Origin of the sequence: Streptomyces sp. Ag109_O5-1 (assembly GCF_003814875.1) — a bacterium.
Lineage (GTDB): Bacteria > Actinomycetota > Actinomycetes > Streptomycetales > Streptomycetaceae > Streptomyces > Streptomyces sasae.
On the sequence record NZ_RKQF01000001.1, the window covers coordinates 10,139,398 to 10,166,051 of the forward strand.

Annotated in this window: 23 protein-coding genes; 12 read left to right on the forward strand and 11 right to left on the reverse strand. The window is 71.4% G+C overall.

Annotation, left to right across the window (positions count from 1 at the left end; all coding sequences use genetic code 11):
- The first annotated feature begins 145 nt into the window (after positions 1-145).
- From EDD90_RS46255 to EDD90_RS46265, 3 genes are all read left to right on the forward strand, one after another.
- Positions 146-1,114 (forward strand): SCO0930 family lipoprotein, encoded by a 969-nt coding sequence (locus EDD90_RS46255; protein ID WP_123979020.1) that lies wholly within the window; start codon positions 146-148, stop codon positions 1,112-1,114.
- Between the two features lie 373 nt (positions 1,115-1,487).
- On the forward strand, positions 1,488-2,300 hold the full coding sequence (locus tag EDD90_RS46260) for an SAM-dependent methyltransferase (RefSeq protein WP_123979021.1): 813 nt from the start codon (positions 1,488-1,490) through the stop codon (positions 2,298-2,300).
- On the forward strand, positions 2,297-4,441 hold the full coding sequence (locus tag EDD90_RS46265) for a bifunctional diguanylate cyclase/phosphodiesterase (RefSeq protein ID WP_123979022.1): 2,145 nt from the start codon (positions 2,297-2,299) through the stop codon (positions 4,439-4,441). The genes EDD90_RS46260 and EDD90_RS46265 overlap by 4 nt, the downstream gene beginning before the upstream one ends.
- Positions 4,442-4,597: 156 nt before the next feature.
- Here the strand turns inward: EDD90_RS46265 and EDD90_RS46270 are convergent, their stop codons facing one another.
- Positions 4,598-5,482: a LysR family transcriptional regulator gene (locus EDD90_RS46270; protein ID WP_123979023.1), complete on the reverse strand. Its 885-nt coding sequence runs from the start codon at positions 5,480-5,482 to the stop codon at positions 4,598-4,600.
- A gap of 119 nt (positions 5,483-5,601) precedes the next feature.
- Between EDD90_RS46270 and EDD90_RS46275 the strand changes: the two genes are divergently transcribed.
- The 5 genes from EDD90_RS46275 to EDD90_RS46295 all read left to right on the forward strand — a co-directional run bounded on the left by EDD90_RS46275 (position 5,602) and on the right by EDD90_RS46295 (position 10,977).
- Positions 5,602-6,273 (forward strand): succinate dehydrogenase, encoded by a 672-nt coding sequence (locus EDD90_RS46275; RefSeq protein ID WP_123982330.1) that lies wholly within the window; start codon positions 5,602-5,604, stop codon positions 6,271-6,273.
- Between the two features lie 2 nt (positions 6,274-6,275).
- A complete protein-coding gene (locus tag EDD90_RS46280; RefSeq protein WP_123979024.1) occupies positions 6,276-8,225 on the forward strand; it encodes a fumarate reductase/succinate dehydrogenase flavoprotein subunit in 1,950 nt (649 codons plus the stop codon).
- Positions 8,222-8,971: a succinate dehydrogenase/fumarate reductase iron-sulfur subunit gene (locus tag EDD90_RS46285; protein WP_123979025.1), complete on the forward strand. Its 750-nt coding sequence runs from the start codon at positions 8,222-8,224 to the stop codon at positions 8,969-8,971. Before EDD90_RS46280 ends, EDD90_RS46285 begins: the two co-directional genes overlap by 4 nt.
- Positions 8,972-9,340: 369 nt before the next feature.
- On the forward strand, positions 9,341-10,114 hold the full coding sequence (locus EDD90_RS46290; RefSeq protein WP_123979026.1) for a GNAT family N-acetyltransferase: 774 nt from the start codon (positions 9,341-9,343) through the stop codon (positions 10,112-10,114).
- Entirely contained in the window at positions 10,114-10,977 is an 864-nt protein-coding gene (locus tag EDD90_RS46295) for a 1-acyl-sn-glycerol-3-phosphate acyltransferase (protein ID WP_123979027.1), read from the forward strand. Before EDD90_RS46290 ends, EDD90_RS46295 begins: the two co-directional genes overlap by 1 nt.
- Before the next feature lie 61 nt (positions 10,978-11,038).
- On the opposite strand, the gene EDD90_RS46300 is transcribed toward EDD90_RS46295, so the two are convergent.
- Both EDD90_RS46300 and EDD90_RS46305 read right to left on the reverse strand, forming a co-directional pair.
- Positions 11,039-13,375: an excinuclease ABC subunit UvrA gene (locus EDD90_RS46300; protein WP_123979028.1), complete on the reverse strand. Its 2,337-nt coding sequence runs from the start codon at positions 13,373-13,375 to the stop codon at positions 11,039-11,041.
- A 111-nt stretch (positions 13,376-13,486) separates the two neighbouring features.
- On the reverse strand, positions 13,487-13,678 hold the full coding sequence (locus EDD90_RS46305; RefSeq protein WP_123979029.1) for an antitoxin: 192 nt from the start codon (positions 13,676-13,678) through the stop codon (positions 13,487-13,489).
- Positions 13,679-13,866: 188 nt separating this feature from the next.
- Between EDD90_RS46305 and EDD90_RS46310 the strand changes: the two genes are divergently transcribed.
- Complete coding sequence (locus EDD90_RS46310) at positions 13,867-16,338, forward strand: ATP-dependent Clp protease ATP-binding subunit (protein ID WP_123979030.1); 2,472 nt, start codon at positions 13,867-13,869, stop codon at positions 16,336-16,338.
- On the opposite strand, the gene EDD90_RS46315 is transcribed toward EDD90_RS46310, so the two are convergent.
- Entirely contained in the window at positions 16,335-17,333 is a 999-nt protein-coding gene (locus EDD90_RS46315) for an LLM class flavin-dependent oxidoreductase (protein WP_123979031.1), read from the reverse strand. The two genes, EDD90_RS46310 and EDD90_RS46315, sit on opposite strands and share 4 nt — an antisense overlap.
- A 294-nt stretch (positions 17,334-17,627) precedes the next feature.
- On the opposite strand from EDD90_RS46315, the gene EDD90_RS46320 reads away from it, so the two are divergent.
- Positions 17,628-18,119, forward strand: coding sequence for an HAD family acid phosphatase (locus tag EDD90_RS46320; protein WP_123979032.1), 492 nt, complete (start codon positions 17,628-17,630; stop codon positions 18,117-18,119).
- Positions 18,120-18,168: 49 nt separating this feature from the next.
- Here the strand turns inward: EDD90_RS46320 and EDD90_RS46325 are convergent, their stop codons facing one another.
- The gene (locus EDD90_RS46325) at positions 18,169-18,384 is read right to left on the reverse strand and encodes a dodecin (RefSeq protein WP_123979033.1); all 216 of its coding nucleotides are present in this window, start codon (positions 18,382-18,384) and stop codon (positions 18,169-18,171) included.
- 213 nt (positions 18,385-18,597) lie between these two features.
- Here EDD90_RS46325 and EDD90_RS46330 point away from each other — a divergent pair, with 213 nt between their 5' ends.
- Complete coding sequence (locus EDD90_RS46330; RefSeq protein WP_260328521.1) at positions 18,598-19,860, forward strand: extracellular solute-binding protein; 1,263 nt, start codon at positions 18,598-18,600, stop codon at positions 19,858-19,860.
- 1 nt (position 19,861) lies between these two features.
- Here the strand turns inward: EDD90_RS46330 and egtD are convergent, their stop codons facing one another.
- Genes egtD through egtA form a run of 4 tightly spaced genes read right to left on the reverse strand, consistent with a single transcriptional unit; the run spans position 19,862 to position 24,262 of the window.
- The gene (egtD, locus tag EDD90_RS46335) at positions 19,862-20,824 is read right to left on the reverse strand and encodes an L-histidine N(alpha)-methyltransferase (RefSeq protein WP_123979034.1); all 963 of its coding nucleotides are present in this window, start codon (positions 20,822-20,824) and stop codon (positions 19,862-19,864) included.
- The gene (gene egtC, locus EDD90_RS46340) at positions 20,821-21,612 is read right to left on the reverse strand and encodes an ergothioneine biosynthesis protein EgtC (protein WP_123979035.1); all 792 of its coding nucleotides are present in this window, start codon (positions 21,610-21,612) and stop codon (positions 20,821-20,823) included. The genes egtD and egtC overlap by 4 nt, the downstream gene beginning before the upstream one ends.
- Complete coding sequence (gene egtB, locus EDD90_RS46345; protein ID WP_123979036.1) at positions 21,612-22,937, reverse strand: ergothioneine biosynthesis protein EgtB; 1,326 nt, start codon at positions 22,935-22,937, stop codon at positions 21,612-21,614. The genes egtC and egtB overlap by 1 nt, the downstream gene beginning before the upstream one ends.
- Positions 22,934-24,262 (reverse strand): ergothioneine biosynthesis glutamate--cysteine ligase EgtA, encoded by a 1,329-nt coding sequence (gene egtA / locus EDD90_RS46350; RefSeq protein ID WP_123979037.1) that lies wholly within the window; start codon positions 24,260-24,262, stop codon positions 22,934-22,936. The genes egtB and egtA overlap by 4 nt, the downstream gene beginning before the upstream one ends.
- Before the next feature lie 278 nt (positions 24,263-24,540).
- Between egtA and EDD90_RS46355 the strand changes: the two genes are divergently transcribed.
- A complete protein-coding gene (locus tag EDD90_RS46355; RefSeq protein WP_185149460.1) occupies positions 24,541-25,365 on the forward strand; it encodes a TIGR02452 family protein in 825 nt (274 codons plus the stop codon).
- Positions 25,366-25,369: 4 nt separating this feature from the next.
- Here EDD90_RS46355 and EDD90_RS46360 read toward each other — a convergent pair whose 3' ends face one another.
- Both EDD90_RS46360 and EDD90_RS46365 read right to left on the reverse strand, forming a co-directional pair.
- Complete coding sequence (locus EDD90_RS46360; RefSeq protein ID WP_123979039.1) at positions 25,370-25,819, reverse strand: type II toxin-antitoxin system PemK/MazF family toxin; 450 nt, start codon at positions 25,817-25,819, stop codon at positions 25,370-25,372.
- 19 nt (positions 25,820-25,838) lie between these two features.
- Positions 25,839-26,639, reverse strand: coding sequence for an alpha/beta fold hydrolase (locus tag EDD90_RS46365; protein WP_123979040.1), 801 nt, complete (start codon positions 26,637-26,639; stop codon positions 25,839-25,841).
- Between the last annotated feature and the right edge of the window lie 15 nt (positions 26,640-26,654).

Here is a 26,654-nt window from a genome sequence, read left to right on the forward strand (position 1 = left end):
GCCCGTGCGGTACGGGACCCGGGAGCACGGTGTCCCGAAAGAAATTTGTGAGCCGGTTGAACACTTCGGCCCCCGGCATCCGTACCTGGTGTCGTGCGGCGGCGCAGAGGCGCTGCAAAATCCAGGCGATTATGGGGAGTTGACGATGAAGACCTCGTGGAGGAGCGCCTCGCTGGTGGCCACGGCCGCGGGGGTGATGGTGTTCGCGACGGCGTGCGGTTCGAACAACGCGACCACTCCGTCCTCGGCGGCCCAGAACGTCGGTGCCACGGCTCCGGCCGGTATCGGCAGCATCACCAACCCCTCCGCCTCGACCGGCGCGGGCAACGGCTACGGCGCCGACGGCAACCAGGCCTCCAGCTCCCCGGCCGCGGTCGCACCCGCCGGCAAGCTGACCGTTGCCAGCAACCCCGACCTGGGCAATGTGCTGACCGACGGCAGCGGCCTCACCCTCTACCGCTTCGACGCGGACACCGCCAATCCCCCCAAGTCGAACTGCAACGGCGACTGCGCCACCACCTGGCCGCCGGTGCCCGCCGACGACGCCTCGGCCGGCGCCGGCATCGACAAGGCGCTGCTCGGCGAGGTCACCCGCGCCGACGGCACCAAGCAGCTGACCGTGGGCGGCTGGCCGGTCTACCGCTACGCCAAGGACGTCAACGCCGGTGACGTCAACGGCCAGGGCGTGGGCGGCAAGTGGTTCGCGCTCGCCCCCACCGGCAAGAAGGCCACGCTGGCCTCCCTGCCCGGCCTGTCGGTCCGCAAGGACGCCAAGCTCGGCGACATCATCGTCGACAAGAACGGCATGACGGTCTACCGCTTCATCAAGGACAAGGCGTGGCCCAAGGTCGTCTCGAACTGCACCGGTGCCTGCCTGGTGAAGTGGCCGGCCGTCGCGGAGGTCGCCTCCAGTGACACCAAGGGCATCGTGAAAAAGGGCCTGATGGGCTTCACCCGGCCCGACAACGGCCAGAAGCAGCAGACGGTCAACTGCTGGCCGATCTACACCTTCTCCGGTGACGCGAAGGCCGGAGACACCAACGGACAGGGTGTGGGCGGCACTTGGTACGCCGTCTCGCCCGAAGGAAAGCTGGTCGGCGCGCCGAGCAATTAGGGATCGCCTCCCCAGGGTTGATCGCCCCGCCCAAGTCCACATTCGCGTATCGCGGAAGGGAGGGCAGAGGCCAGCGAGAGTCCCGGACGACGAACAAGACGGCGCACGACCGCCCGCCCCCTCCACACCGCACGGAGGGGGCGGGCTCTTTGACGTACCGCAGGTGAAGCGCCCCGTAAGGGGCGCGGGGAACTGCGCGAGCAACCACAACGAGCCCGCACCCGACGGAGTACCCGAACACCCCCAAAGCGCTCAGGGAATTCCCTGCTCCTGACCGGGAACGGACGGTCAATTTCCGTTTCGGCTCGCCCCGTTCGCAGGCGATCAGTAGCCTCTGCTCGAACACCGGATCGCCTAAGCCTTGGAGAGATACATGGAGCGTCCCGCCTGGGCCCCACGGAGCATCGACATCTCGGTGCCGAGCGTTTCGCGTATCTACGACTACTACCTGGGCGGTTCGCACAACTTCGAGGTCGACCGGGAAGCGGCCCGCAAGGCGATGACCTACATGCCGGGCCTGCCGAAGATCATGCAGGCCAATCGCGCCTTCATGCGCCGCGCAGTCCGCCACGCCGTGGGCACCGGCATCGACCAGTTCCTCGACATCGGCTCCGGCATCCCCACCTTCGGCAACGTCCACGAGGTGGCACAGACCGCGCACCCCGGCGCACGCGTGGTCTACGTCGACCACGACCCGGTGGCCGTGGCACACAGCCAGGCCGTGCTCGCGGGCAACGAGGACACGGACGTGGTCGCCGCCGACCTCCGCAAGCCCCAGGAGATCCTGTCGAGCCCTCAGGTGGAGCGCCTCATCGACTTGAATCGGCCAGTGGCCTTGCTCCTCGTTGCCATACTTCACTTCGTGGAAGACACGGACGACCCGTACGAGGCAGTGGCACAGCTGCGCGACGCACTCGCGCCGGGCAGCCTCCTTGTTCTCACGCATGCCTCGTACGAGGGAATCCCGCTGCCGGCCGAGCGGGCCGAGGGTGCGGTGGACGTATACAAGGACATTCGCAACCCGCTGATCATGCGCTCACGCGACGAGATCGCAAGGTTCTTCGAGGGGTACGACATGGTGGAACCCGGACTGGTGCCGATGCCCCACTGGCGGCCGGAGTCGGCGCCGGAGGACGAGGATCCGTATGCCTTCTCCGGATTCGCCGGCGTGGGGATCGCGGCGTGAGCGCGGAGCCGGACGGCCCGGAGGACAGACTGCGCCGGTTCGCGACGATCTGGAGCCGGGCGGTGTTCCCGGTGACCTCGACGTCCCTGACCCGGCGGGAGTTCGAGGAACAGCTCCTGCCGCTCGCCCGTCGGCTGAGCGAGGTGCTCCTCGCTCACGGCTTCGACGCCGAGGAGGCCCGGCAGGTGGGCGCCGCGCTGATCGACGCGCACTGCACCGACCCGGAGGCGCTCACCCGCACCCTCGACTGCGTGGACGCCTATCTCGCCCTGTACTGCGGCGCCGACGGCCCCCAGGACGAGCTGCGGATGCGCTCCTCGCGGATCCAGCACGCGATGGCCGCCGGGTTCGCCCAGGCGCTGCGTGAGCGCACGCTGGCCGAGCAGGAGGCCATCGCCCAGGCCGCGTTGCGCGCCCAGGGCGTGGTCGCGCAGGCGCTGCACGCGAGCGAGGCCCGCTTCCGCGCGGTCTTCGAGGGCGCGGCGATAGGGATCGGCATCGCCGACCTCGACGGCAACGTCCTCCAGGTGAACGGCGCGCTGCTGCGCATGTTCGGCGGCTCCGAGCAGACCCTGCGCAGCCGCAACGTCCTGGAGTGGGCGCACCCCGAGGACGCGCCCCAGACCTGGCGGCTCTACGAGGAGCTGGTGCGCGGCGACCGCGAGCACTACCACGTGGAGAAGGCGTTCAACCGCTCCGACGGTACGGTCCTGTGGACCAACCTGACCGTCTCCCTGCTCCGGGACCCGGACGGCGAGCCGCAGTACCAGCTGGCCCTCATGGAGGACACCACCGAGCGCCGGCTGCTCAACCTCCGGCTGCGCTACGAGGCCACCCATGACGCGCTCACGGGCCTGCCCAACCGCACGCTGTTCTTCGAGCGCCTGGAGAAGGCCCTGTCGGCCGGCGAGGGCCAGCGCTTCGGCCTGTGCTACCTCGACCTGGACGGCTTCAAGACCATCAACGACAGCCTCGGCCACTCCGCGGGCGACCGACTCCTTGTGGAGGTCGCCGACCGGCTGCAGTCCTGCGCGACCGCGCCCGGCGAGATGGTCGCCCGGCTCGGCGGCGACGAGTTCGTGGCCCTGACCACCGGACGGGACACCCAGCGCGAGGTCGACGACCTGGCCGACCGCATCATGAACGCGCTCGTCACCCCGATCAGCATCGACGGCCGCGAACTCCTGGTCCGCGGCTCCATCGGTATCGTCGAGGGCCCGGCGGGCGAGCGCACCCCGGCCGAGGTGCTGCGCAGCGCCGACATCACGATGTACCGGGCCAAGTCGGCGGGCGGCAACCGCTCCGAGCTGGCGGACCCGGAGGCGGACGCCCGCGCGATCACCCGGCACGGCCTGACGACGGCGCTGCCCGCCGCGCTGGACCGGGGCGAGTTCTTCATCGAGTACCAGCCGCTGGTCCACCTCGGCGACGGCAGCGTCCGCGGCGCCGAGGCCCTGGTCCGCTGGCTGCATCCGCAGCACGGCGTCCTCGGCCCCGACCGGTTCATCCCGCTCGCCGAACACACGGGTCTCATCGTCCCGTTGGGCCGCTGGGTGCTGGAGGAGTCGATCCGCCAGGCCCGCGAGTGGCGAGAACGCTACGGCGACGACTCCGCCGCCGGCCCGCTGCGCATCAACGTCAACCTGTCCCCGTGCCAGCTCACCCACCCCGGCCTGGTCCAGGACACGGTGGAGATCCTGGAGCGGACCGGGGTGGCCCCCGACGCGCTGTGCCTGGAGGTCACCGAGTCGGCGCTGATCGGCGCGGACGACGACCTCCTCAAACCCCTGCGGCGCCTCGCCGAGATGGGCGTCGACATCGCCCTGGACGACTTCGGCACGGGCTACTCCAACCTCGCCAACCTCCGCCGCCTCCCGGTGAGCATCCTCAAGCTGGACCGCTCCTTCACCCAGAGCATGCAGCAGTTCCCGGCGGACCCGGTCGACCTCAAGATCGTGGAGGGCATCGTCTCCCTCGCCCACAGCCTCGACCTCGCGGTCACGGTGGAAGGCGTGGAAACGGGCGCCCAGGCCGAGCAACTCCGCATACTGGGCTGCGACACGGCCCAGGGCTGGTACTACGCCCGCCCGGGCCCACCGGAACGCCTCCACGAGCTTGCGCTGGTGGACGCGACGGGGTGACCCGCCAGTGACCTGGGTCCGTCGGTGCGGCGCGGGCTGCCGGTGGTTGCTCGCGCAGTTCCCCGCGCCCCTGAAGGGGCGCCAGGTGCACGCCCTGAAAGGGGCGCGGGGAACTGCGCGACCAGCCCCCACGCGCCCGCACCCGACCGCGCTCCGTCAACGCTCCAGCAGCATCCTCTGAAGCTCCCGAGCGGCCCGGGGCGGCGCCACATCACTCCGGTGCGCCAACGCGATCGTCCGATGCAACCCCGGCCGAGCCAACGGAGTGACCCGCAACCCCCGCCCCGACCGCGCCGCCACCATCCGCGGCACCACGGCCACCCCAAGACCCGCCCGCACAAACCCCAGCACCGCGTCCATCTCACCCCCCTCGACAGCGAAACCCGGCTCGAACCCGGCGGAGCGACACGCGGCTACGGTCAGCTCCCGCAGGTCGTACCCGTGCCGGAACATCACCAGCCGCTCCCCCTCCAGGTCGGCGATCTTCACCCCGCCCCGCCCCCGCCCGGGCACCGTCGCCTCGGGTGAGGACACCACGACCAGGTCCTCCCGCAACAGCTCCACCGTGGTCAGCGCGGGCGACGCCGGCGGCAGCGGCAGCACGATGAGCGCAAGGTCCAGCGCCCCGCGCGCCAGCTCCCGTACGAGATCGTGGGACCCGCTCTCCTCGATCAGCAGCTGGATCCCCGGGTAGCGATCATGGAACGACCGCAGCACGTCGGGCAGCAGCCCCGTGCACAGACTCGGTGTCGCCCCCAGCCGCACCCGGCCGCTCCGCAGCTGCACCAGCTCCTGCACCTCGTGCCGGGCCGTGTCCGCGTCCGCGAGGATCCGCCGGGCCAGCGGCAGCAGCGCCTCGCCCGCGTCGGTGAGCGTGATGTTCCCCCGCGCCCGGAGGAACAGATCCGCCCCCAGCTCCCGCTCCAGCGCCTTGATCTGCTGGGACAGCGAGGGCTGGGCCACATGCACCAGCTCGGCGGCCCGGGTGAAGTGCCGGGTCTCCGCCACGGCGACGAAGTACTGAAGCTGCTGGAACTGCATGGTGACACGATAGCTCCTGGCTATCGAATCAAGCCGAACCATGTCTTGGACCGATGGGGCCGTTCGGCCCTACCGTCCTCAGCATGGCTCTGGCAACGCGGACGGACCGACGGCCGTCCATGGCGCGCACGATGTGGGACAGCTCCGTCGGCAAGAAGACCGTGATGGCCGTCAGCGGCCTGATCATGCTGCTCTACCTGGTGGTGCACATGATCGGGAACCTGAAGATCTACTTCGGGGCGGGCGAGTTCAATCACTACGCCCACTGGCTGCGCACCATCGGCGAACCGTTCATGCACTACGAGTGGACGCTCTGGCTCATCCGGATCGTCCTGGTCGTCGCCGTGGTCGCCCACGCCACGTCCGCCTACCAGCTCAGCCGCCGCGACATCAAGGCACGTCCCAGCAAGTACGTGCACAAGAAGCCCCGCGCGTCCTACGCCACGCGCACCATGCGCTGGGGCGGGATCATCCTCGGCCTGTTCATCGTCTGGCACATCCTCGACCTGACCACCGGCACCGTGCACTCCGGCGGCTTCCAGGAGGGCCACCCGTACCAGAACGTCGTGGACACCTTCTCCACCTGGTACGGCGACGTGATCTACATCGTCGCGATGCTCGCGCTCGGCCTGCATGTGAGGCACGGCTTCTGGAGCGCCGCCCAGACCCTCGGCGTCGGCAGCCGCACCCGCGACCGCGCCCTCAAGGCCACGGCCAACGTCCTCGCGCTGCTGCTCACGGCCGGTTTCATCGCCGTACCCGTGGGTGTCATGACCGGAGTGGTGAGCTGAACATGACCGAATACGTGAACTACACGACCGGCGAAGCGGTCGCCGACGGCAAGGCCCCCGCCGGACCGGTCAACGAGCGCTGGGACAAGCGCCGTTTCGAGGCCAAGCTGGTCAACCCCGCCAACCGGCGCAAGCACACCGTGATCGTCGTCGGCACCGGCCTGGCCGGCGGCTCCGCCGGCGCCACCCTCGCCGAACAGGGCTACCACGTCGTCCAGTTCTGCTATCAGGACTCCCCGCGCCGCGCCCACTCGATCGCCGCGCAGGGCGGTATCAACGCGGCGAAGAACTACCGCAACGACGGCGACTCCGTCCACCGGCTGTTCTACGACACCGTCAAGGGCGGCGACTTCCGGGCCCGCGAGTCCAACGTCCACCGGCTCGCGCAGATCTCCGTCGAGATCATCGACCAGTGCGTGGCGCAGGGCGTGCCGTTCGCCCGTGAGTACGGCGGACTGCTCGACACCCGGTCCTTCGGCGGCGTCCAGGTGTCCCGCACCTTCTACGCCCGCGGCCAGACGGGGCAGCAGCTGCTCCTCGGCGCCTACCAGGCGCTGAGCCGGCAGATCGCCGCCGGGAACGTGGAGATGCACCCGCGCACCGAGATGCTCGACGTGATCGTCGTCGACGGGCGGGCGCGCGGGATCGTGGCTCGGGACCTGATCACCGGCAGGATCGACACGTACTTCGCGGACGCCGTTGTCCTCGCCAGCGGCGGCTACGGCAACGTCTTCTACCTGTCGACGAACGCCATGAACTCCAACGCCACCGCGATCTGGCGGGCGCACCGGCGCGGTGCCTACTTCGCCAACCCGTGCTTCACGCAGATCCATCCCACCTGCATCCCGCGCACCGGAGACCACCAGTCCAAGCTCACCCTGATGAGCGAGTCGCTGCGCAACGACGGCCGGATCTGGGTGCCCAAGGCCAAGGGCGACACCCGGCCCGCCAACCAGATCCCCGAGGACGAGCGCGACTACTACCTGGAGCGCATCTACCCGTCCTTCGGCAACCTGGTCCCGCGCGACATCGCCTCCCGCGCCGCGAAGAACGTCTGCGACGAGGGGCGGGGTGTCGGCCCCGGCGGGCAGGGCGTCTACCTCGACTTCGCCGACGCCATCGAGCGGATGGGGCGCAAGGCCGTCGAGGCCAAGTACGGCAACCTCTTCGACATGTACCAGCGGATCACCGACGAGGATCCGTACCAGGTGCCGATGCGGATCTATCCCGCCGTGCACTACACGATGGGCGGACTGTGGGTCGACTACGACCTCCAGACCACCGTCCCCGGCCTGTTCGCGGTCGGCGAGGCCAACTTCTCCGACCACGGCGCGAACCGGCTCGGCGCGAGTGCGCTGATGCAGGGCCTGGCCGACGGCTACTTCGTCCTGCCGGCCACCATCAACGACTACCTCGCCCGCAACCCGCACCAGGAGGCGGTGACGGCCGAACACCCGGTCGTCCAGGAGGTGCTGGCCGAGACCGCGGACCGGCTGAACCTGCTGCTGTCCGTCGACGGCGACCGCACCCCCGACTCCTTCCACCGTGAACTCGGCGAACTGATGTGGGAGTTCTGCGGTATGGCTCGCACGGACGCGGGGCTGCGCAAGGCACTTGAGCGCATCCCGCAGATCCGCGAGGAGTTCTGGCGGCGCATCAAGGTGCCGGGGACGGGCGAGGAGTTCAACCAGTCCCTGGAGAAGGCGAACCGCATCGTCGACTACCTGGAACTCGCCGAGCTGATGTGCCTCGACGCGCTGCACCGCGCCGAGTCCTGCGGCGGCCACTTCCGGGAGGAGTCGCAGACGCCGGACGGCGAGGCGGCCCGCCGGGACGACGAGTTCTCCTACGCGGCCGCCTGGGAGTTCACCGGCACCGGCGAGGCTCCGACCCTGCACAAGGAAGACCTGGTCTTCGAGTACGTCCACCCCACCCAGCGGAGCTACGCATGAAGCTCACCCTGCGCGTCTGGCGGCAGCAGAACGCCGACGCCGACGGCACGATGTCCACGTACGAGGTGGACGGCATCTCCTCCGACATGTCCTTCCTGGAGATGCTCGACACCCTCAACGAGGAGCTCATCCTCAAGGGCGAGGACCCCGTCGCCTTCGACCACGACTGCCGCGAGGGCATCTGCGGCGCGTGCTCCCTGGTGATCAACGGGGACGCGCACGGGCCCGAGCGGACCACCACCTGTCAGCTGCACATGCGGTCCTTCAAGGACGGCGACACGATCGACATCGAGCCGTGGCGGGCGTCCGCGTTCCCGGTGATCAAGGACCTGGTGGTGGACCGGTCGGCGTTCGACCGGATCATCCAGGCCGGCGGGTACATCACCGCGCCGACCGGGTCCGCGCCGGAGGCCCACGCGACGGCCGTGCCGAAGGCCGACGCCGACTTCGCGTTCGAGCACGCGGAGTGCATCGGGTGCGGGGCGTGTGTCGCCGCCTGCCCGAACGGGGCGGCGATGCTGTTCACGTCCGCCAAGGTGAATCACCTGAACGTCCTGCCGCAGGGGGCGCCTGAGCGGGAGACGCGGGTGCTGGACATGGTGGGGCAGATGGATGCGGAGGGGTTCGGCGGCTGCACGCTGACGGGGGAGTGTGCGACGGCCTGCCCGAAGGGGATTCCGCTGGTGTCCATTACGAGCATGAACAAGGAGTGGCTGCGGGCTGCCCGGAAGGCGGGGAAGCGGTAGTGCCGTCGGGGAGTGCGCGTGCGTGGGGGCTGGTCGCGCCCGCGCGGCGGTAGCCGCATATCAAATACAGCCCCGCGCCCCTTACGGGGCGCTGTCGTTCGGGGCGCCGAAAAGTGAAAGACGTTCGCCGGAAGGTGCGGACGGGCGGGGTCGGTGTGGTGCTCACCGGCCCCGTCTCGCGTTTCTTTACGGCCGTTTGATCACGGTAGCGTTACTCTCAGGCGTCTGTGAGTGACCGGAAAGGGTGCGACCCCCGGCATTCAGCAGTCCCACATCCACGGGTCCCGTGCACGTCACGCCGAGTCCAGCCTGCCACGGAAGAAAGCAGGTGCAGATTTCCTCAGCTTCCGCTCGGCGCAGGAGACCTCCATGACCGCCATGCCCGCCTCACCCCCCGCTCTCGCCGCCCCGACCGGGGACTCCGGCTATCTGGTGCAGCTCGCCCGCGACGAGGACGACGTCCGGGCCGCGCAGCGACTGCGCCACCAGGTCTTCGCCGGAGAGATGGGCGCCCGGCTCGACGGGCCGGAGCCGGGTCTGGACGTGGACGCCTTCGACGCGTACTGCGACCACCTCCTCATCCGCGAAGCCCTCACCGGCGAGGTCGTCGGCACCTACCGGCTGCTGCCGCCCGAGCGCGCCGCCGTCGCCGGCCGCCTGTACTCCGAGGGCGAGTTCGACCTCGGCCCGCTCGCCGGCATCCGCTCCGGCCTCGTCGAGGTCGGCCGCTCCTGTGTACACCCCGCCCACCGCGACGGTGCCGTGATCGGCCTCATATGGGCCGGCATCGCCCGCTACATGGTGGACCGCGGCCACGAGTGGCTGGCCGGCTGCTGCTCCGTCCCGCTCGCCGACGGCGGTGCCCTCGCCGCCGCCACCTGGGACAAGGTTCAGGCCAAGCACCTGGCCCCGGAGGAGTTCCGGGTACGGCCCCTGAACCCCTGGGTGCCCACCGGACCCGCCCCCGAGGGCCGTACCGAACTGCCCGCCCTGCTGCGCGGCTACCTCCGCCTCGGCGCCTGGGTGTGCGGGGAGCCCGCGCACGACCCGGACTTCGGGGTCGCCGACATGTACGTGCTGCTGTCGATGCGCCGGGTCAACGCGCGCTATCTGCGGCACTTCCTCTCGCTCGTCCCGGCCTGATGAGCGTCTGGCTGCCCAGCGCGCCCTGCACCCCGGGCGCGTGCGTGGAACGCGTGGGGTCCCTCGCGGCCGTACCCCGGGCCGTGCTGCGGTTCGCCGCCGTCGTGGTCCTGATGCTGACCGCGATCATGCTGGTCCCGCTCGGCGGCCGGATTCCCGCCGAGTGGGTGCGGCGGTTCTGCCGGCTGCTCGTGCGGGCCGCCGGGGTCCGGGTCCGGATCACCGGCAGCGCGCCCGCCACCGGCGGGGTGCTCCTCGTCGCCAACCACATCTCCTGGCTGGACATCCCGCTGCTGGCCGCCGTACGGCCCGCGCGGATGCTCGCCAAGAAGGAGATCCGCGAGTGGCCGGTGGCCGGGGCGCTGGTGGCGGGGGCCGGCGTGCTGTTCATCGACCGGGACCGGCTGCGTGCCCTGCCGGACACGGTCGGCCGGATCGCGGGGGCGCTGCGGGAGGGCGCCGCGGTGGTCGCCTTCCCGGAGGGCAGCACCTGGTGCGGCCGGGCCCAGGGGCGGTTCCGGCGGGCCGTGTTCCAGGCCGCGCTGGACGCCGGCGCGCCCGTGCAGCCGGTGCGGCTGCAGTACCGCCTGGAAGGCGGGACCGCCAGCACCGTGCCCGCCTATGTCGGCGAGGACACCCTGCTGGCCTCCCTGTGGCGAGTGGTGACGACCCGCGGCCTGGTCGCCGAGGTGGACGTACGGCCGCTGATAGCGGCCGGCAGCCACCCGGACCGGCGTACCCTCGCCCACGCCGCCCAGCCGGTGACCCACGAACCGGCCTGGACGCACGCGGCCCTGGTGAGCCCCGACCGGGGTGCTCAGTGGGCGGTCCCCCAATGGAACCTGAGCAAGTCGACGCCGTAGCCGCCGTCGTTGGGCATGTCGTCCGGCGGGTGCGCTCCGCCTCAGGGGGCGGGGACGGCCGTCAGCGGAGGGACCGGGACAGATAGGGCGCCGTCACGCTGCCCGCCGCCCGTGCGACCTCGGCCGGCGGGCCCGCCGCGACGACACGGCCGCCCCGGTCCCCGCCGCCCGGCCCCAGATCGATCACCCAGTCCGCACCGGCCACCACCGTCATGTCGTGCTCGACCACCACAACCGTGTGCCCGGCGTCGACCAGCCCGTGCAACTGCGGCATCAGCACCTCGACATCGGCCGGATGCAGCCCCGTCGTCGGCTCGTCGAGGAGATACAGGGTGTGGCCGCGCCGACCGCGCTGCAACTCGCCGGCGAGCTTGATGCGCTGGGCCTCGCCGCCGGACAGCTCGGTGGCGGGCTGGCCCAGTCGCAGGTAACCCAGCCCCACGTCGAGCAGGGTGCCCAGGCTGCGCGCCACGGCTGGGGTGTCCGCGAAGAACTCCGCCGCGCCCTCCACGGTGAGGTCCAGCACCTGCGCGATGTTCCGTCCCCGGTACGACACTTCGAGCGTCTCGGGGTTGTAGCGCGCCCCGCCGCAGTCCGGGCAGGGCGCATAGGTGCTCGGCAGGAACAGCAGCTCCACGCTGACGAAACCCTCGCCCTGGCAGGTTTCGCAGCGCCCGCCGCTCACATTGAAGGAGAACCGGCCGACGCCGTAACCGCGCTCCCGCGCCTGGTCGGTGGCCGCGAACACCTTCCGCACGACGTCGAACAGGCCGGTGTAGGTGGCCAGGTTGGAGCGTGGGGTGCGGCCGATCGGCTTCTGGTCGACCGAGATCAGCCGGCCGACGCCGGCCTGCTCCTCGGTGATCTCGCCGATCAGCGTCGACTTGCCCGAACCGGAGACCCCGGTGACAGCGGTGAGGACACCGAGCGGGAACTCGGCGGTGACCTCGCGCAGGTTGTGCCGGGTGACCGGGCCGACCGTCAACCAGCCGTCGGCGGAGCGGAGCCGGCGCGCGGGTGCGGGTTCCCGTGCGAACAGGTGGCGGGCCGTGGCCGACTCCGCGACCCCTGCCAGCTCTGCCACCGGTCCGCTGTGCAGTACCTCCCCGCCGTGCTCTCCGGCATGCGGCCCCACGTCCACCAGCCAGTCGGCGCCGCGCACCACGTCCAGGTGGTGCTCCACCACGAACACCGAGTTCCCGGCCGCCTTCAGCCGCTCCAGCACCGTGAGTAGCGCCTCGGTGTCCGCCGGGTGCAGACCGGCCGACGGCTCGTCCAGTACGTAGACGACACCGAAGAGCCCGGAGCGCAACTGGGTGGCCAGCCGCAGGCGTTGGAGCTCGCCTGCCGAGAGCGTGGGGGTCGCCCGGTCCAGACCGAGATAGCCGAGGCCGAGTTCGACGACCGGTGCGATCCGGGAGACGAGGTCCTCGGTGAGCACCCGTGCGGTCTCCGACGGGCTCTCGCCGTCGAGCAGTTCGGCGAGCTCGGTCAGCGGCAGGGCGGCCAGTTCGGCGATCGTACGGCCGCCGAAGGTCACCGCCAGCGCCTCCGCCCGCAGCCTGCTGCCGCCGCACACCGGACAGGGCGCGCTGGTCAGATACCGCTCCGCCTTCGCCCGCAGGGTCGGGCTCTTGGAGTCCGCGTACGTCTTCATCACATACCGGTGGGCGCTCATGTACGTGCCCTGGTAAGGCCGTTGGATGCGGTCGGCGTCCCGGACCGGGTGCACGGTGACCACCGGCTGCTCGTCGGTGAACAGGATCCACTCGCGCTGCTCGGCGGGGAGTTCGCGCCAGGGGCGGTCCACGTCGTGACCGAGCGTGTCCAGGATGTCCCGCAGGTTCTTGCCCTGCCAGGCGCCCGGCCAGGCTGCGATCGCGCCGTCGCGGATCGACAGCGACGGATCGGGGACCAGTGACTCCTCGGTCGTACGGTGGACCCGGCCCAGACCGTGGCACTCCGGGCAGGCACCCGCCGCCGTGTTGGGAGAGAAGGCGTCGGAATCGAGGCGTTCGGCGCCCGGCGGATAGTCGCCCGCGCGGGAGAAGAGCATGCGCAGGGAGTTGGAGAGGTTGGTGACCGTGCCGACCGAGGAGCGGGAGGTGGGGGCCGAGCGGCGCTGCTGCAGCGAGACCGCCGGCGGCAGCCCGCTGATCTCGGCGACCTTCGGCGCCCCGACCTGGTGGATCAGCCTGCGCGCGTACGGCGCGACCGACTCGAAGTAGCGCCGCTGGGCCTCGGCGTAGATCGTGCCGAACGCCAGGGACGACTTCCCCGAGCCGGACACACCGGTGAAGACGGCCAGTACGTCCCGCGGGATGTCGACGTCGACGCCCTTGAGGTTGTGCTCACGGGCACCGCGGACGCGGACGTATGGATCGTGGGGGCTGGGCATCGAGCGGAAACTCCGTGACGGGCGACGCGCGGGACAGCGACTCGCCGGGTACTGGACTCGCGGGGCAGGGACAAACCCCGCGATCCTAGCCCGCCCCCGCCCGTCCGCTTCCTACTGCGGCGGGTTCTGCTGGTTCCGCTGCCGGTCGATGTAGTCGTCGGCCTGCTTCTGCGCCATGTCGACCTGGGACCGGTACTTGTCGCCGGTCCGTTCGTCGATCATGTCACCGCCCTTTTCGACGCCCTGTCTGGCCTGGTCCTCATGGCCCTTGAGCATCCCCTTGAGCTTGTCCAGCATGGACATGGCAGCCCTCCTCGCTGGTTGAGGCTTCCTCCCCAGCGTCACCGGCCGCGGCCGGGTCCGCATCTCGGCGGGCGTCACGGCCGGAGCATCGGGGTCCGCTTTCCGGCGGACGTCCCCGTGCGGGCCGGGCCCGCCTGTGCGAGCTTGGAAACCGCGGATTCCCGCCGACCGCAGAAAGGCACGGCCCCATGAACACTCCCGGTTTCGGATTCGGACGCAGTCCCTTCGAGGAGTTCGACGAGCTGATGTCCCGCTTCTTCGGCGGATCCGGACCGGGCACACCGGCCCGCCGCCCGCAGCGCGTCGACATCGGCAGTCTGCTGTCCGAACGGGCCCGGGAACTGGTCGCCGAGGCCCGGGACCTCGCCGCCGCCGAGGGCAGCGAGGAACTGGACGCCCGCCATCTGCTGGCCGCCGCCACCACCCACGACTCCACCCGGCGGCTGCTCACCGAAGCCGGCGCGGACCCCGACCAGCTCCGCGAGCGGCTCACCGCCGGCCACGGCGCCGGCCAGAAGACCGAGCCCACCACCCTCACCCCGGCCGCCAAACGGGCCCTGCTCGACGCCTACCAGATCTCCCGCGCCGAGGGCGCCTCCTACATCGGCCCCGAGCACCTGCTGCGCGCTCTGGCCGCGAACCCCGAGTCGGCGGCCGGACGGGCTCTCGGCGACAGCGGCTGGGAGCCGACCCGGATGCCCGTCGACGGCGCGGGGGAGCGGAAGAAGCCCAGCACCACGCCGACCGTCGACGAGTACGGCCGTGATCTCACCGAGGACGCCCGGGCCGGGCGTCTGGACCCGGTGATCGGGCGGGACGAGGAGGTCGAGCAGACCATCGAGGTGCTCTCCCGGCGCAGCAAGAACAACCCCGTGCTGATCGGCGACCCCGGTGTCGGCAAGACGGCCATCGTCGAGGGCATCGCCCAGCGGATCGTCGCCGGGGACGTGCCCAAGACGCTGGAGGGCAAGCGGCTGGTCTCCCTCGACCTCGCCGGGATGGTGGCCGGCACCAAGTACCGGGGCGAGTTCGAGGAACGGCTGAAGAAACTCCTCGACGAGGTCCGCGAGCACGCCGACGGACTGGTGCTGTTCCTGGACGAGTTGCACACCGTGGTGGGCGCCGGAGGCGGTGGCGACGGAGCCCTCGACGCGGGCAACATCCTCAAACCCGCCCTCGCGCGCGGCGAGTTGCACCTCATCGGCGCGACCACCATCGACGAGTACCGCAAGCACATCGAGAAGGACGCGGCGCTGGAACGCCGGTTCGCGCCCATCCTGGTCGGCGAACCCACGGTCGACGACACCATCGAGATCCTGCGCGGGCTGCGCGACCGCTACGAGGCCCACCACCAGGTCCGCATCACCGACGAGGCGGTGGTCGCGGCGGCCGAGCTGTCCGACCGGTACATCACCTCGCGATTCCTGCCCGACAAGGCGATCGACCTGATCGACCAGGCCGCCGCCCGGGTCCGGCTGCGCTCCAAGACCCCGCCCACCGACACCCGGGACATCGAGGACCGGATCGCCGCCCTGAACCGGGAGAAGGACCAGGCCGTCGCCGACGAGGAGTACGAGCGCGCCAAGGAACTCCGCGACCGCATCAAGGAGGCCGAGGGCGAGCTGGAGCGGGTGGGCACCGCGGAGGAACACGCGCCGAAGGTGACCGCCGAGGACATCGCCGAGGTCGTCTCCCGCACCACCGGCATCCCGGTCGCCCAGCTCACCGAGGAGGAGCGGGAGCGGCTGATGAAGCTGGAGGAGCACCTCCACGAGCGGGTCGTCGGCCAGGACGAGGCGATCACCGCCGTCGCCCGCGCGGTCCGCCGCGCCCGCGCCGGCATGAGCGACCCCAACCGCCCCGTCGGCAGCTTCCTCTTCCTCGGCCCCACCGGCGTCGGCAAGACCGAACTGGCCCGCGCCCTGGCCGCCGCCCTCTTCGGCGACGAGACCCGCATGATCCGCCTGGACATGAGCGAGTTCCAGGAGCGCCACACGGTGTCCCGGCTGGTCGGCGCCCCGCCCGGCTACGTGGGCCACGAGGACGCCGGCCAGCTCACCGAGGCGGTGCGCAGACAGCCGTACGCCGTGCTGCTCCTCGACGAGGTGGAGAAGGCGCACCCGGACGTCTTCAACACCCTGCTCCAGCTCCTCGACGACGGCCGCCTCACCGACGGCCAGGGCCGTACCGTCGACTTCAAGAACACGGTCGTCATCATGACGTCGAACATCGGCGCCGACCGCATCCTGGCCGCCGGCACCGAGGACTACACCAAGGTCCGCGAGGCGGTCATGCCCGCCCTGCAGCAGCACTTCCGCCCGGAGTTCCTCAACCGCATCGACGAGATCATCGTCTTCCGGGGCCTGGACCGCACCCAACTCCGCGAGATCGTCGACCTGTTGCTGGAACACACCCGGGGCAGGCTGCGCGCCCAGGACGTCACGCTCGAAGTCACCGACACGGCAGCGGAGCTGCTCGCCAACCTCGGCCATGAACCCGACTTCGGTGCCCGCCCGTTGCGCCGCACCATCCAGCGGGAGGTCGACGACCGCCTCGCCGACCTGCTGCTGTCCGGCCAACTCGTCGCGGGTGAACGGGCGGTGGTGGACGCGGCCGACGGCCAGATCGTGATCCGCTCGGACAAACCCGCGACGGTCTAGGAGTTCACGATCGAGGCCAGCCGCCGGTAGGAGTCCAGCAGGGCCGCGCGGTCGTAGGTGCTGGTGGTGACCAGCACCTCGTCCGCGCCGGTCTCCTTGAGGACCGTGTCCAGTTCGTGCGCCACCTGTTCCTCCGTCCCGGCGATGTGCCCGGCGAGCCCGGACTCGTAGAAACCGCGTTCCTTCGCGGTCATCGTCCGGGCCTCGACGTCCTCCGCCGGGGGCAACGGCGGGAACCTGCCGTGCGTGCGGGAGTACGCCATCGACCAGGCCTCCGGGATCAGGAGCCTGCGGGCCGCCTCCGGGGTGCCGGCGACGGCGATGGTCCCCGAGATCACGACGTACGGCTCGGCGGCCCAGGGGGAGGGGCGGAAACGGTCGCGGTAGTGGTCGATGCCGCGTTGCATCCGCTCGCGGCTGCGCAGATCTCCGATGACCATCGGCAGCCCGGCGCGGGCCGCGATGTCCGCGCCCTCGCCCATCGCCAGCACGAACGGCGGCACGCGCAGCCCGTCCGACGGGCGGGCCCGCACCCCGGTCGGCGAGGTGCCCTCGAACCAGCCGAGGAGCTCACCGAGCTGTGCCGCGAAGTCCTCGGCGTCGTCCTTGTCCCGTCCGAGGGCCCTGCGGACCCCGCCGGTGAAGCCAACCGACCGGCCCAGCCCCATGTCGATCCGCCCGGGGTACAGCGACTCCAGCACCCCGAACTGTTCGGCCACGACCAGGGGTTGGTGGTTCGGCAGCATCACCCCGCCGGTGCCGACCCGGATGGTCCGGGTCGCGCCGGCCACGGCGGCGGCCAGCACGGTCGGCGCCGAACCGGCGACTCCGGGCACACCGTGGTGCTCCGACACCCAGAAGCGGTGATAACCGAGTGTCTCCACCTCCCGTGCCAGCGCCACGGTGTCCCGCAGCGCCTCGCCGGGCGCGTGCCCCTCCCGGGTACGCGAGCGGTCGAGGACGGAGAACCGGGTCCGGGCGATGGTTGCGTTCACAGAGGGTTCAACACTCCGGCCGCCGCAGGATTCCCGCCGTCACTCCACGTCAGCGGCGGAAACGGGCCCGGGCGCCCCTCGGCGGGCGGATGAACCGGAGCTCCGGCCGCCCTCCGCCGCGCCGGTCCGCAGCCGTTCCAGCTGCCCGGCGTGGCCGGGGTTCTTGCCGGGGCCGCCGCAGGGGACGGTCCGCGGTGAAGTCGGAGAAAGGCATGGGGAGAGCGTGTCAAGTGCGCTCCGGGCCGACGCTGTTGCCCCGGTCCGGGGCCGCCGCGTGGCGGCTAGGGTTGCCGCGTGACAGAGAGCAGCAAGCGTCCGGTCGCCGTGTTCGACATCGACAACACCCTCGCCGACACCGCGCACCGGCAGCGGTTCCTGGAGAGCAAGCCCAGGGACTGGGACGCGTTCTTCGCGGCCGCGCCCCAGGACCCGCCGATCGCCGAGGGGATCGCGCTGGCCGTGGCGACCGCGGAGGAGTGCGAGATCGTCTATCTCACCGGGCGGCCCGAGCGCTGCCGACGGGACACGCTGGACTGGCTCGCCGCCCACGGGCTCCCCGAGGGGCGCGTGCACATGCGGCGCAACGCCGACCGCAGGCCCGCCCGGCACACCAAGCTGGAGATCCTGCGCCGCCTCGCCGAACGGCGTGAGGTGCGCGTCCTCGTCGACGACGACGAGCTGGTGTGCGACGACGCCGAACGGGCCGGGTTCAGGGTGGTACGGGCCCGCTGGGCCGACCGGTCGGCCGCGCTGGAGCAGGCCCAGGAGGGGGAGGGGCGGACCTGAGGCCGGCTGCGGCCGTCAGCCGTCGTCCGCACTCCCTCGCCGTCCGGCCTCAGTCCTCGCCCTCGATGCGGAAGCCCACCTTCAGGCCCACCTGGTAGTGCTCGATCTGCCCGTTCTCGATCTGGCCCCTGACCTGCGTCACCTCGAACCAGTCCAGGTTGCGGAGGGTCTGGCCGGCGCGTGCGACACCGTTGCGGATGGCCTGGTCGATGCCCTCGTGCGAGGTGCCGACGATCTCGGTGACCCGGTAGGTGTGGTTCGACATACGGGTGCTCCTCTCCGCAGTGACGGGTGTCACGCGTCACTCCACCGTGCCCCATCCGGAAGCGGAGCGCGAGGCGTCGGTTCCGAACTGCTTACAGCCCTTGACCCTCCGCATTGGTCCATACCAAAATCCCGTACACCCGTACGGGCACTCCTGTGCTCGTTCCCCCACGCCGGGCCCCGTCCCCTGTCCGCCAGACAGAACAGGAACCCCGTGAGACGTCGTCGCCCACTCGCCCTCGTCTGTGTGTCCGCCGCCCTGCTGAGCGCCTGTGGAGTAGTGCCGGGCGTCGGCCACGAGCGGCACACCGTCACGGTGTGGCTGATGCGCAACAGCGCGTCCAAGGATTTCCTGCGCCGGTTCACCGAGGACTTCGAAGGTACCCACAAGGACATCCGCCTCGACATCCGCATCCAGGACTGGAACGGGATCGTCGGCAAGGTCCAGGCGGCGCTGAAGAGCGATTCCGGCGACGCGCCCGACGTGATCGAGGTCGGCAACACCCAGGTCCCGCAGTACGTCGAGGGCGGCCGGCTCACCGACCTCACCCTGGAGTCGATGCGCGACTGGGGCAAGGACCAATGGCTGCCCGGCCTCGCCGAACCCGGCCGGGACGACTCCCGCCAGTACGGCATCCCCTGGTACGCGGCCAACCGGGTCGTCATCTACCGCAAGGACCTCTTCGCGAAGGTCGGCATCACCTCCCCGCCGAAGACCCGGAAGGAGTGGCTGGCCGACACCGAGAAGCTCAACTCCGGTGGGAGACAGGGAATCTACCTGGCCGGACAGGACTGGTACACGCTCTCCGGGTTCGTCTGGGACGAGGGCGGCGACCTCGCCGAGCAGACGGACGCCGGCTGGAAGGGCACGCTGGACAGGCCCGCCGCGCTGCGCGGGATGGACTTCTACCGGCGGCTCCAGGCCCTCGGCAAGGGGCCCGTGAACGCCGACGAGGAACACCCGCCCCAGGCCGGGGTGTTCGCGGACGGCAAGGTCGCCCAGATCATCGCGGTGCCCGGGCTCACCCAGTCCATCGTGCAGGTGAACCCCCGGCTCAAGGACGACATCGGGTACTTCCCGGTGCCGGGGCTCACGGCCGGCCACCCCGGTGCCGTCTTCACCGGCGGCTCCGACCTCGTCGTACCGCAGAACGCCGACCGGCCCTACGACGCGACCGCCGTCGTCGGCGCGCTCACCGGTGCCAAGTGGGACACCGACCTCGCCCGCACCATGAACTACGTGCCCAACAAGGCCACGCTGGCGGGCGCGGTCGCCGGGGAGGAGGGGGTCGCCGCCATGGCGGCGGGCGCCGCGCGGGGACGGGCGACCCCCCACACCCCGGACTGGCCGGTGGTCGAGGCCGACAACCCGATCAAGGGCTATATGACCAGGGTGCTCGGCGGTGCGGACCCCGCGACCGAGGCCCGCCGCGCCTCCCGGCGCATCACCGAGCTCCTCGCACCGAACTTCGGGTGACTCAGCGGGCCATACTCAGGGACAGCGCGAAGCGGCCCTGCGAGTCGGTCCACCAGTTGGTCAACTCCAGTCCGGTGGCCGCCAGTTCGGCGGTCACTCCGGCCCGCCGGAACTTCGCCGACACCTCGGTGCGCAGTTCCTCGCCCGCCGCGAAGTCCACGGCCAGATCGAGCGCCGGGACTTTCACGGTCTGCGCGACCCGCGAGCGCAGCCGCATCTCGATCCATTCGTTGTCCGCGTCCCACAGGGCGACGTGGTCGAAGGAGTCCGGGTTGAAGTCGGCGTCCAGCTCACGGTCGACGACGGCCAGGACGTTCTTGTTGAACTCGGCCGTCACCCCGGCCGCGTCGTCGTACGCCCGGACCAGGACCTCCTCGTCCTTGACCAGGTCGGTGCCGAGCAGGAGCGTGTCGCCGGGCGCGAGGAGACGCCGGATCGAGGCCAGGAACCTGGCCCGCTCGGCCGGGAGCAGATTGCCGATCGTGCCGCCGAGGAAGGCCAGCAACCGCGGTCCCGGCGTTTCCGGCAGTTCCATCCGGCCGGTGAAGTCGGCGATCAGGGCGTGCACGGTCAGCCACGGGCGCTCCTCGATGAGCACCTGCCCGGCCTGCGTCAGCGCGCTCTCGCTGACGTCGACCGGGACGTACACCTCGAGACCGGTGAGCGCGTCGATCAGCAGACGGGTCTTCTCGGAGGAGCCCGAGCCCAGCTCCACCAGGGTGCGGGCACCGCTCGCGGCGGCGATCTCACCGGACCGGGCGAGCAGGATCTCGCGCTCGGCCCGGGTCGGGTAGTACTCGGGCAGTTCGGTGATCTCCTCGAAGAGCTCGCTGCCGCGGGCGTCGTAGAACCACTTCGGCGGCAGCGTCTTGGGGGTGGCGGTGAGGCCGTTCAGGACATCGGCGCGCAGCGCGGCGTCCGTGGCGTCCTCGGGAAGGGTGCGGGTGACACGGAGGGGGCTCACGTACAGGGCTCCTTAGGAGATACGGATGCCAGGTCCTCGGCCGGGGCGAGCTCGATGGGGGTGAGTACGACGCCCGCGCGGCTCGCGGTGAGCAGCGTGCGGTCGGGGACCTCCCGCCAGCGCGGGTCGTCGTCGTACGGCTCGGAGGCGACGACGGTGCGGCCGGGTTCCGAGAGGTGGAAGAGGCTGTCGCCCCAGGTGGTGGCGGCGATGGTCGCGCCGTCGGTGAGGAGGAGGTTGAGACGGGCGGCCGGAGCCGCCTCGGCGATCTGGAGAACCGTTTCGGCGAGGGCTGGGCCCGGTTCGGTGCCGGATCGCAGCCGGTGCAGGGCCAGCGCCCAGACGAACGCCGAGTCGGAGCGCGCCTCCATGGACAGCAGGTCGACCGGGGGCAGCAGGGGGACCAGGGGTGCCACGGACTGCGGCCAGCCGGGAATCGCCCCGTTGTGGCTGAACAGCCAGCGGCCCGCGGCGAACGGCGCCGCCGCGGCCTCCCCGTCCGCACCCGCCAGGGTGGCGTCCCGTACGGCGGCCAGCAGCGCGCCGGTGCGGACGACCCGGGCCAGGTCGGCGAAGGACGGGTCGGCCCAGATCGGCACCGCCCGCCGGTACCGGGCCGGCCGCGGATCCTCCGGGGCGTACCAACCGACCCCGAAGCCATCGGCGTTGACCGTGCCGTACCGCTGCCGCCGGGGTGCCCACGACTGCCGGAAGAGGGAGTGCGCGGGCTCCACGAGGAGCCGGCCGAGCGGCTCCTCGGGTCCCAGGCAGGCCAGATGACGGCACATCAGACGGTCTCCGCGGAACGGGCGGTGCGGAAGCCGGAGAAGATCTGCCGCCGGATCGGGTAGTCCCAGTTGCGGAACGTCCCCCGGCAGGCCACCTGGTCCACGGCAAACGAACCGCCGCGCAGCACCTTGTACTCGGGGCCGAAGAACACCTCCGAGTACTCCTTGTAGGGGAAGGCGGTGAAGCCGGGGTAGGGGAGGAAGTCGCTCGACGTCCACTCCCACACGTCGCCGATCAACTGCCGCACCCCCAGGGGTGATTCGCCCTCGGGGTAGCTGCCCGCCGGGGCCGGGCGCAGATGACGCTGGCCGAGGTTGGCGTGGGCCGGGGCGGGGTCGGCGTCGCCCCACGGGTAGCGGCGCGAGCGGTTCTCGCCGGGGTGGTGCCGGGCGGCCTTCTCCCACTCGGCCTCGGTGGGCAGCCGGCGCCCGGCCCAGCGGGCGTAGGCGTCCGCCTCGTACCAGCACACGTGCAGCACCGGCTCCTCGGGCGGCACGACCTCGGTGACCCCGAACCGGCGGCGCAGCCACTGGCCGCCCTCCCGGTGCCAGAACTGCGGCGCCGAGATGGAGTGCTTGCGGATGTGGGCCCAGCCCTCCGGCGTCCACCAGCGCTCGTTCTCGTAGCCGCCGTCCTCGATGAACGCGAGGTACCGGCCGTTGGTCACCGGGGTGGTGTCGATCCAGTAGGCGGCCACCTCCCGCCGGTGCGCCGGGCGTTCGTTGTCCAGCGCCCAGGGCTCGGTGGAGGTGCCCATGGTGAACGGGCCGCCGGGGACCAGGACTTCGGCCGGACCGGTGAACGGCGGCGCCGGGTCCGGGTCGGGGGCGGTGAGGGCCTGGGGGCCCTTGCGCAGCTGATGGGTGATCAGCATCGTCTCGTCGTGCTGCTGTTCGTGCTGCGCGATCATCCCGAAGGCGAAGCCCGCCTCCGTCAGCCGGGTGCCGCTGAACGCCGTGCTCTCCAGCAGGTCGAACGCCCGGCCGCGCACCTCCGCCGCGTACTGCCGGGCCTCGGCGGGCGGCAGCAGCGGCAGCGAGGGCCGCTCGGAACGCGGGTGCTCGAAGGCGTCGTACAGGGTGTCGATCTCAGGGCGCATCGGCTCCCGGCCGCCGACGTTGCGCAGCAGCCAGAGCTCCTCCTGGTTGCCGATGTGCGCGAGGTCCCAGACCAGCGGCGACATCAGGGGGGAGTGCTGGGCGGTGAGATCGGGCTCCTCCACGCAGCTGGTCAGGAGCGTGGTGCGGTCGCGGGCCGTGGTCAGGGACTTGAGTGCCCGCTCACGCAGAGTCTCGATATCGATGTCGGTCTCGGTCTCGGTCATGCGCTGATGTCCTTCCCCTGGGCGCGAGCGGCCGTGCCGCGCAGTCGGTCCAGCAGGTCGTCGGCCGGGCAGCGGCCCTGGCGGACGTACCGGTCCAGGTACTCCGTCACGGCGGCCACGACCTCGGGGGTCGCGCCGAGCCGGGGCAGGGCCTCCACCGCCGCCGCGAAACAGACGACGGCGGCCTCGTGCAGCTCCGGATCCCCGAGCCCGGAGCGGGCGGCGTCGAGCCACAGCGGATTGTGCGGGGCGGGCAGCGACATGGCTCGCTCGGCCAGCGGTTTCACCGTCCGGTACGCGGTCTCGGCGGCCTCCGGGTCGTCGAACAGCGCCACCGTCACCGCCAGCGGCACGATCCACCCGTCGTCACCGGGCTGCGCGTCGATCATCCGCAGCTCCAGATGGCCGCGCGGCCTGACCGGCGGGAACAGCGTGGTGAGGTGGTAGTCGAGATCCTCCCTGGTGGGCACGCCCGACCGGGTCCACTCCCGGAAGGTCAGCCCGTCGGGCACCTCCCAGGGACCGGTGTCCCGCCGTACGCACATCACCGGGGCGTCCAGGACATGCCGGGCCCAGGATGCCCGGGGGTCGCCGTCCAGCGGGGGCGCGCCCGCACGGCCCGAGCCGATCTCCATCCACAGCAGCTGTCGGGTGGACAGCCAGCCGGTGGGCCGGGCGCCCACCAGGGGTGAGTTGGCGAAGGCGGCCACCAGGACGGGGCCCAGCTGATGGGCCAGCCACCAGCGGCGGGTGTGCCCCAGCGGGCCGGGCTCCTCGTGGCCGGCGTCCAGGCAGACCTGCACGGAGGCCGAGGTGCACATCATGTGGCGGCCCGCGGTGCCGGTGCGGTCCAGGCACCTCTCCATCGCCTCGTAGCGCGGTTCGCGCAGGAAGCGGCGGGGTGTGTGCCAGGGATCGTGACCGACGCCCATGAGACCGAGGTCCCGCTCTGCGAGAACCGTACGGACGGCGTCCAGGTCGGCGGAGACGGTGCCGATGCACTCCATCAGGGAGGCGGCGGGCGGCGAGCTGAGCTCCAGCTGGCCGCCGGGTTCGACGGTGAGCGCCGACCCCAGGGGCACCGTGCGCAGTGCGGCGTAGGCCGCTTCGAGTCGTTCGGATGTCACCGGGAGCTGCGGCTGCCGCAGCTCGTGGACCAGCCATTCCACTTCGACCCCGACCGTGCGGGGCGGTCCGGTCTTGAAGCAGATGCCCTTGACCAGGGCTTCCACCTCGGCTTCGGTGACAGCGGTGCGGTCGTCCGAGAAGTCGGTCTTCACCGGCCCGTCGGTACAGTCGCCGCCGTCGGATATCGAGTCGGACATGTCGGGATCCTCCTGAGATTCCACCATGCCGCCGCCCCGGCCTTGGTCGGTCACGGGACGGCATCGTCCGTTCCACCCAAGACCTTCGCGTCCATTCGCACAAGAGTGCCCAAGGGGACGTTCTAGATCGGTAACCTCTGCTTCCTTGCGTGTTTCCGGCCGTTTTGGGTGCAGGAAACTCCGTTGCGTGGCATCACCAGCATCGCCCAGGATGCGTACATGAGCACGACGGGGGAGGCCGCGCGGGGCGCGGTCATGGCGTCCACGGGGGTGGCGCCATGAGCGCGCGCCTGCGCGGAATCGCCCAGCAGACCGAACAGATCGTGGCGGCGGGGGGCTATCGAGCGCCGGACGGCCGGGAAATCCACCTGGCCGCCGATATCGCGGCCGCACAGGACGCCACACGGATGTACGGGCCGCAGCCGGTGCCGGTCGCGCCCGATGCGGACCTGGACACTGTCTTCGAGGTCACCGGCGAGAGCAGCCTGGAGGCCGCCCGCCGACTGGCCGGCGCGCCGGTGGCCGTCCTGAACTTCGCCTCGGCCCGCAACCCGGGCGGCGGCTATCTGAACGGCGCCCAGGCGCAGGAGGAGGCCCTCTGCCGCGCCTCCGCGCTGTACGCCTGCCAACTGCGTGCCCGCGTCTTCTACGACCACCACCGCGCCCACCGCGACCCGTTCTACTCGGACCGTGTGATCCACTCGCCGGCCGTCCCGGTCTTCCGTGACGACCGCGGCGGCCTGCTGGCCGAGCCCTACCTCGCGGGCTTTCTCACCGCCGCCGCGCCCAACGCGGGCGTGATCCGCCGTACGGCCCCGGAGCGGGTCGCGGAGCTGCCCGCGGCCCTCGCCGTACGGGCCGAGCGGGTGCTGGAGGTGGCCGCGGCCCAGGGCTACCGGCGGCTGGTCCTCGGCGCCTGGGGCTGCGGGGTGTTCCAGAACGACCCCGCGCAGGTCGCGGGGGCCTTCCGGGGGCTGCTCGGCCCCGGCGGACGGTTCGGGCGGACCTTCGAGCACGTGGTGTTCGGGGTCTTGGACCGCACGCCGGGATCGGTGGTCAGGGCGGCCTTCGCCGAGGTGTTTCAGACCTCGGCGGCGGGCTGACGCGTCACTTCCAGCCGTAGCGCTCGTGCAGCCGGTTGCGTACGAGGTTGAAGCGGCCCCGGTCCAGCGCGCACGCCTCACGGCGCATGCCGTCCTCGTGCAGTCGCAGGACGCGGTCCACGTCCACCCAGGAGTCGCGCCCGGTCCTGTCCCACGGCCCGCTGCCGATCGCCACCCACTCGCGGTCGTTGTCGTGCCGCTTGCTGGACAGCTGCACGGCGAGCAGGGTGCCGGCCGCCTCGCGGGCGACGACCAGCACCGGCCGGTCCTTGCCCCGCCCGTCGTTCTCCTCGAAGGGCACCCAGGTCCACACGATCTCGCCGGGGTCCGGGTCGCCGTCGTGGGCGGGCGCATACTCGGTGCGCACCTTGCCGACCTCGCGCGGGTCGGCCTCGGTGGTCGCGGTGGGGCCGTAACGGCCGGGGACGTTCTCGTCGTCGGTAAACGCAGTCACCAGGGCACCCTAAGGGGCCTCAGCCTGCGAGAACAGGCGGGGTCCCGGTACTGCGCAGTTCCCCCTCGATCAACTCGGCAGTGACATCGGGGCGTTCGAGCTGCGGAAGGTGACCGGCTTCCGCGATCAGCTCGAACCGGCCCTGCGGGAAGGCCTTCGCGAAGGCGGCTCCGTAGGCGGGGGTGACGATACGGTCGCTCGCTCCCCACACCAGCAGTGCGGGCTGCCGTACGCGTCCCAGCCGTGGCAGCAGCTTCGGATCCGACATGCGCCCGCCGTCGGTGAGGAGCCGCATGGTCGCCATGTTGGCCTGGCGGCGGGCGAGTTCGGCGGCGGGCAGGGTGGCGGGGTCGACGTAGAAGCGGTCCGGGTCGTGCCAGGAGTGCTCGGCGGCGGAGCGCGGATCCAGTGCGAAGAAGTCCGTGACCGGCTCGCCCTCGATGTCCGCGCCGACCGCGTTGACGAGCACCAGGCCGGTGATCACCCCCGCGGTGTCCCGTACGGCCATCTCGGCGGCGAGCCGGCCGCCGAGCGAGGAGCCGACGATCAGCACATCGCTCAACTCGCTGTCCTGGAGCAGGTGGAGGTAGGCCACGGCGAGGTCGTCGACACTCGTGAGCCAGTCCGGGCGCGGTGTTCCGTCCCAGCCGGGGTGGACCGGGGTGATGGTGCGGGCCGACTCGGCGAGCCGGGCGGCCAGGGCGGCGACCGTGGCGGGGCCGCCGCCTCCGTGGAGGACGAGCACCGGGCGGCCGGTGCCGGCCTCGGTGAGGGAGAGCGGGAGGTCGGGATACACGTGGGCGATGCGGTTCTGCGTCATGCCGCACAATCTAAC

Excerpts from the sequence above, each read along its gene's own strand:
- EDD90_RS46255 (WP_123979020.1), top strand. The coding sequence starts at position 146 with ATGAAGACCTCGTGGAGGAGCGCCTCGCTGGTGGCCACGGCCGCGGGG.
- EDD90_RS46260 (WP_123979021.1), top strand. The coding sequence starts at position 1,488 with ATGGAGCGTCCCGCCTGGGCCCCACGGAGCATCGACATCTCGGTGCCG.
- EDD90_RS46270 (WP_123979023.1), bottom strand. The coding sequence starts at position 5,482 with ATGCAGTTCCAGCAGCTTCAGTACTTCGTCGCCGTGGCGGAGACCCGG.
- EDD90_RS46275 (WP_123982330.1), top strand. The coding sequence starts at position 5,602 with ATGGCGCGCACGATGTGGGACAGCTCCGTCGGCAAGAAGACCGTGATG.
- EDD90_RS46280 (WP_123979024.1), top strand. The coding sequence starts at position 6,276 with ATGACCGAATACGTGAACTACACGACCGGCGAAGCGGTCGCCGACGGC.
- EDD90_RS46285 (WP_123979025.1), top strand. The coding sequence starts at position 8,222 with ATGAAGCTCACCCTGCGCGTCTGGCGGCAGCAGAACGCCGACGCCGAC.
- EDD90_RS46290 (WP_123979026.1), top strand. The coding sequence starts at position 9,341 with ATGACCGCCATGCCCGCCTCACCCCCCGCTCTCGCCGCCCCGACCGGG.
- EDD90_RS46295 (WP_123979027.1), top strand. The coding sequence starts at position 10,114 with ATGAGCGTCTGGCTGCCCAGCGCGCCCTGCACCCCGGGCGCGTGCGTG.
- EDD90_RS46300 (WP_123979028.1), bottom strand. The coding sequence starts at position 13,375 with ATGCCCAGCCCCCACGATCCATACGTCCGCGTCCGCGGTGCCCGTGAG.
- EDD90_RS46305 (WP_123979029.1), bottom strand. The coding sequence starts at position 13,678 with ATGTCCATGCTGGACAAGCTCAAGGGGATGCTCAAGGGCCATGAGGAC.
- EDD90_RS46310 (WP_123979030.1), top strand. The coding sequence starts at position 13,867 with ATGAACACTCCCGGTTTCGGATTCGGACGCAGTCCCTTCGAGGAGTTC.
- EDD90_RS46325 (WP_123979033.1), bottom strand. The coding sequence starts at position 18,384 with ATGTCGAACCACACCTACCGGGTCACCGAGATCGTCGGCACCTCGCAC.
- egtC (WP_123979035.1), bottom strand. The coding sequence starts at position 21,612 with ATGTGCCGTCATCTGGCCTGCCTGGGACCCGAGGAGCCGCTCGGCCGG.
- egtB (WP_123979036.1), bottom strand. The coding sequence starts at position 22,937 with ATGACCGAGACCGAGACCGACATCGATATCGAGACTCTGCGTGAGCGG.
- egtA (WP_123979037.1), bottom strand. The coding sequence starts at position 24,262 with ATGTCCGACTCGATATCCGACGGCGGCGACTGTACCGACGGGCCGGTG.
- EDD90_RS46355 (WP_185149460.1), top strand. The coding sequence starts at position 24,541 with ATGAGCGCGCGCCTGCGCGGAATCGCCCAGCAGACCGAACAGATCGTG.
- EDD90_RS46365 (WP_123979040.1), bottom strand. The coding sequence starts at position 26,639 with ATGACGCAGAACCGCATCGCCCACGTGTATCCCGACCTCCCGCTCTCC.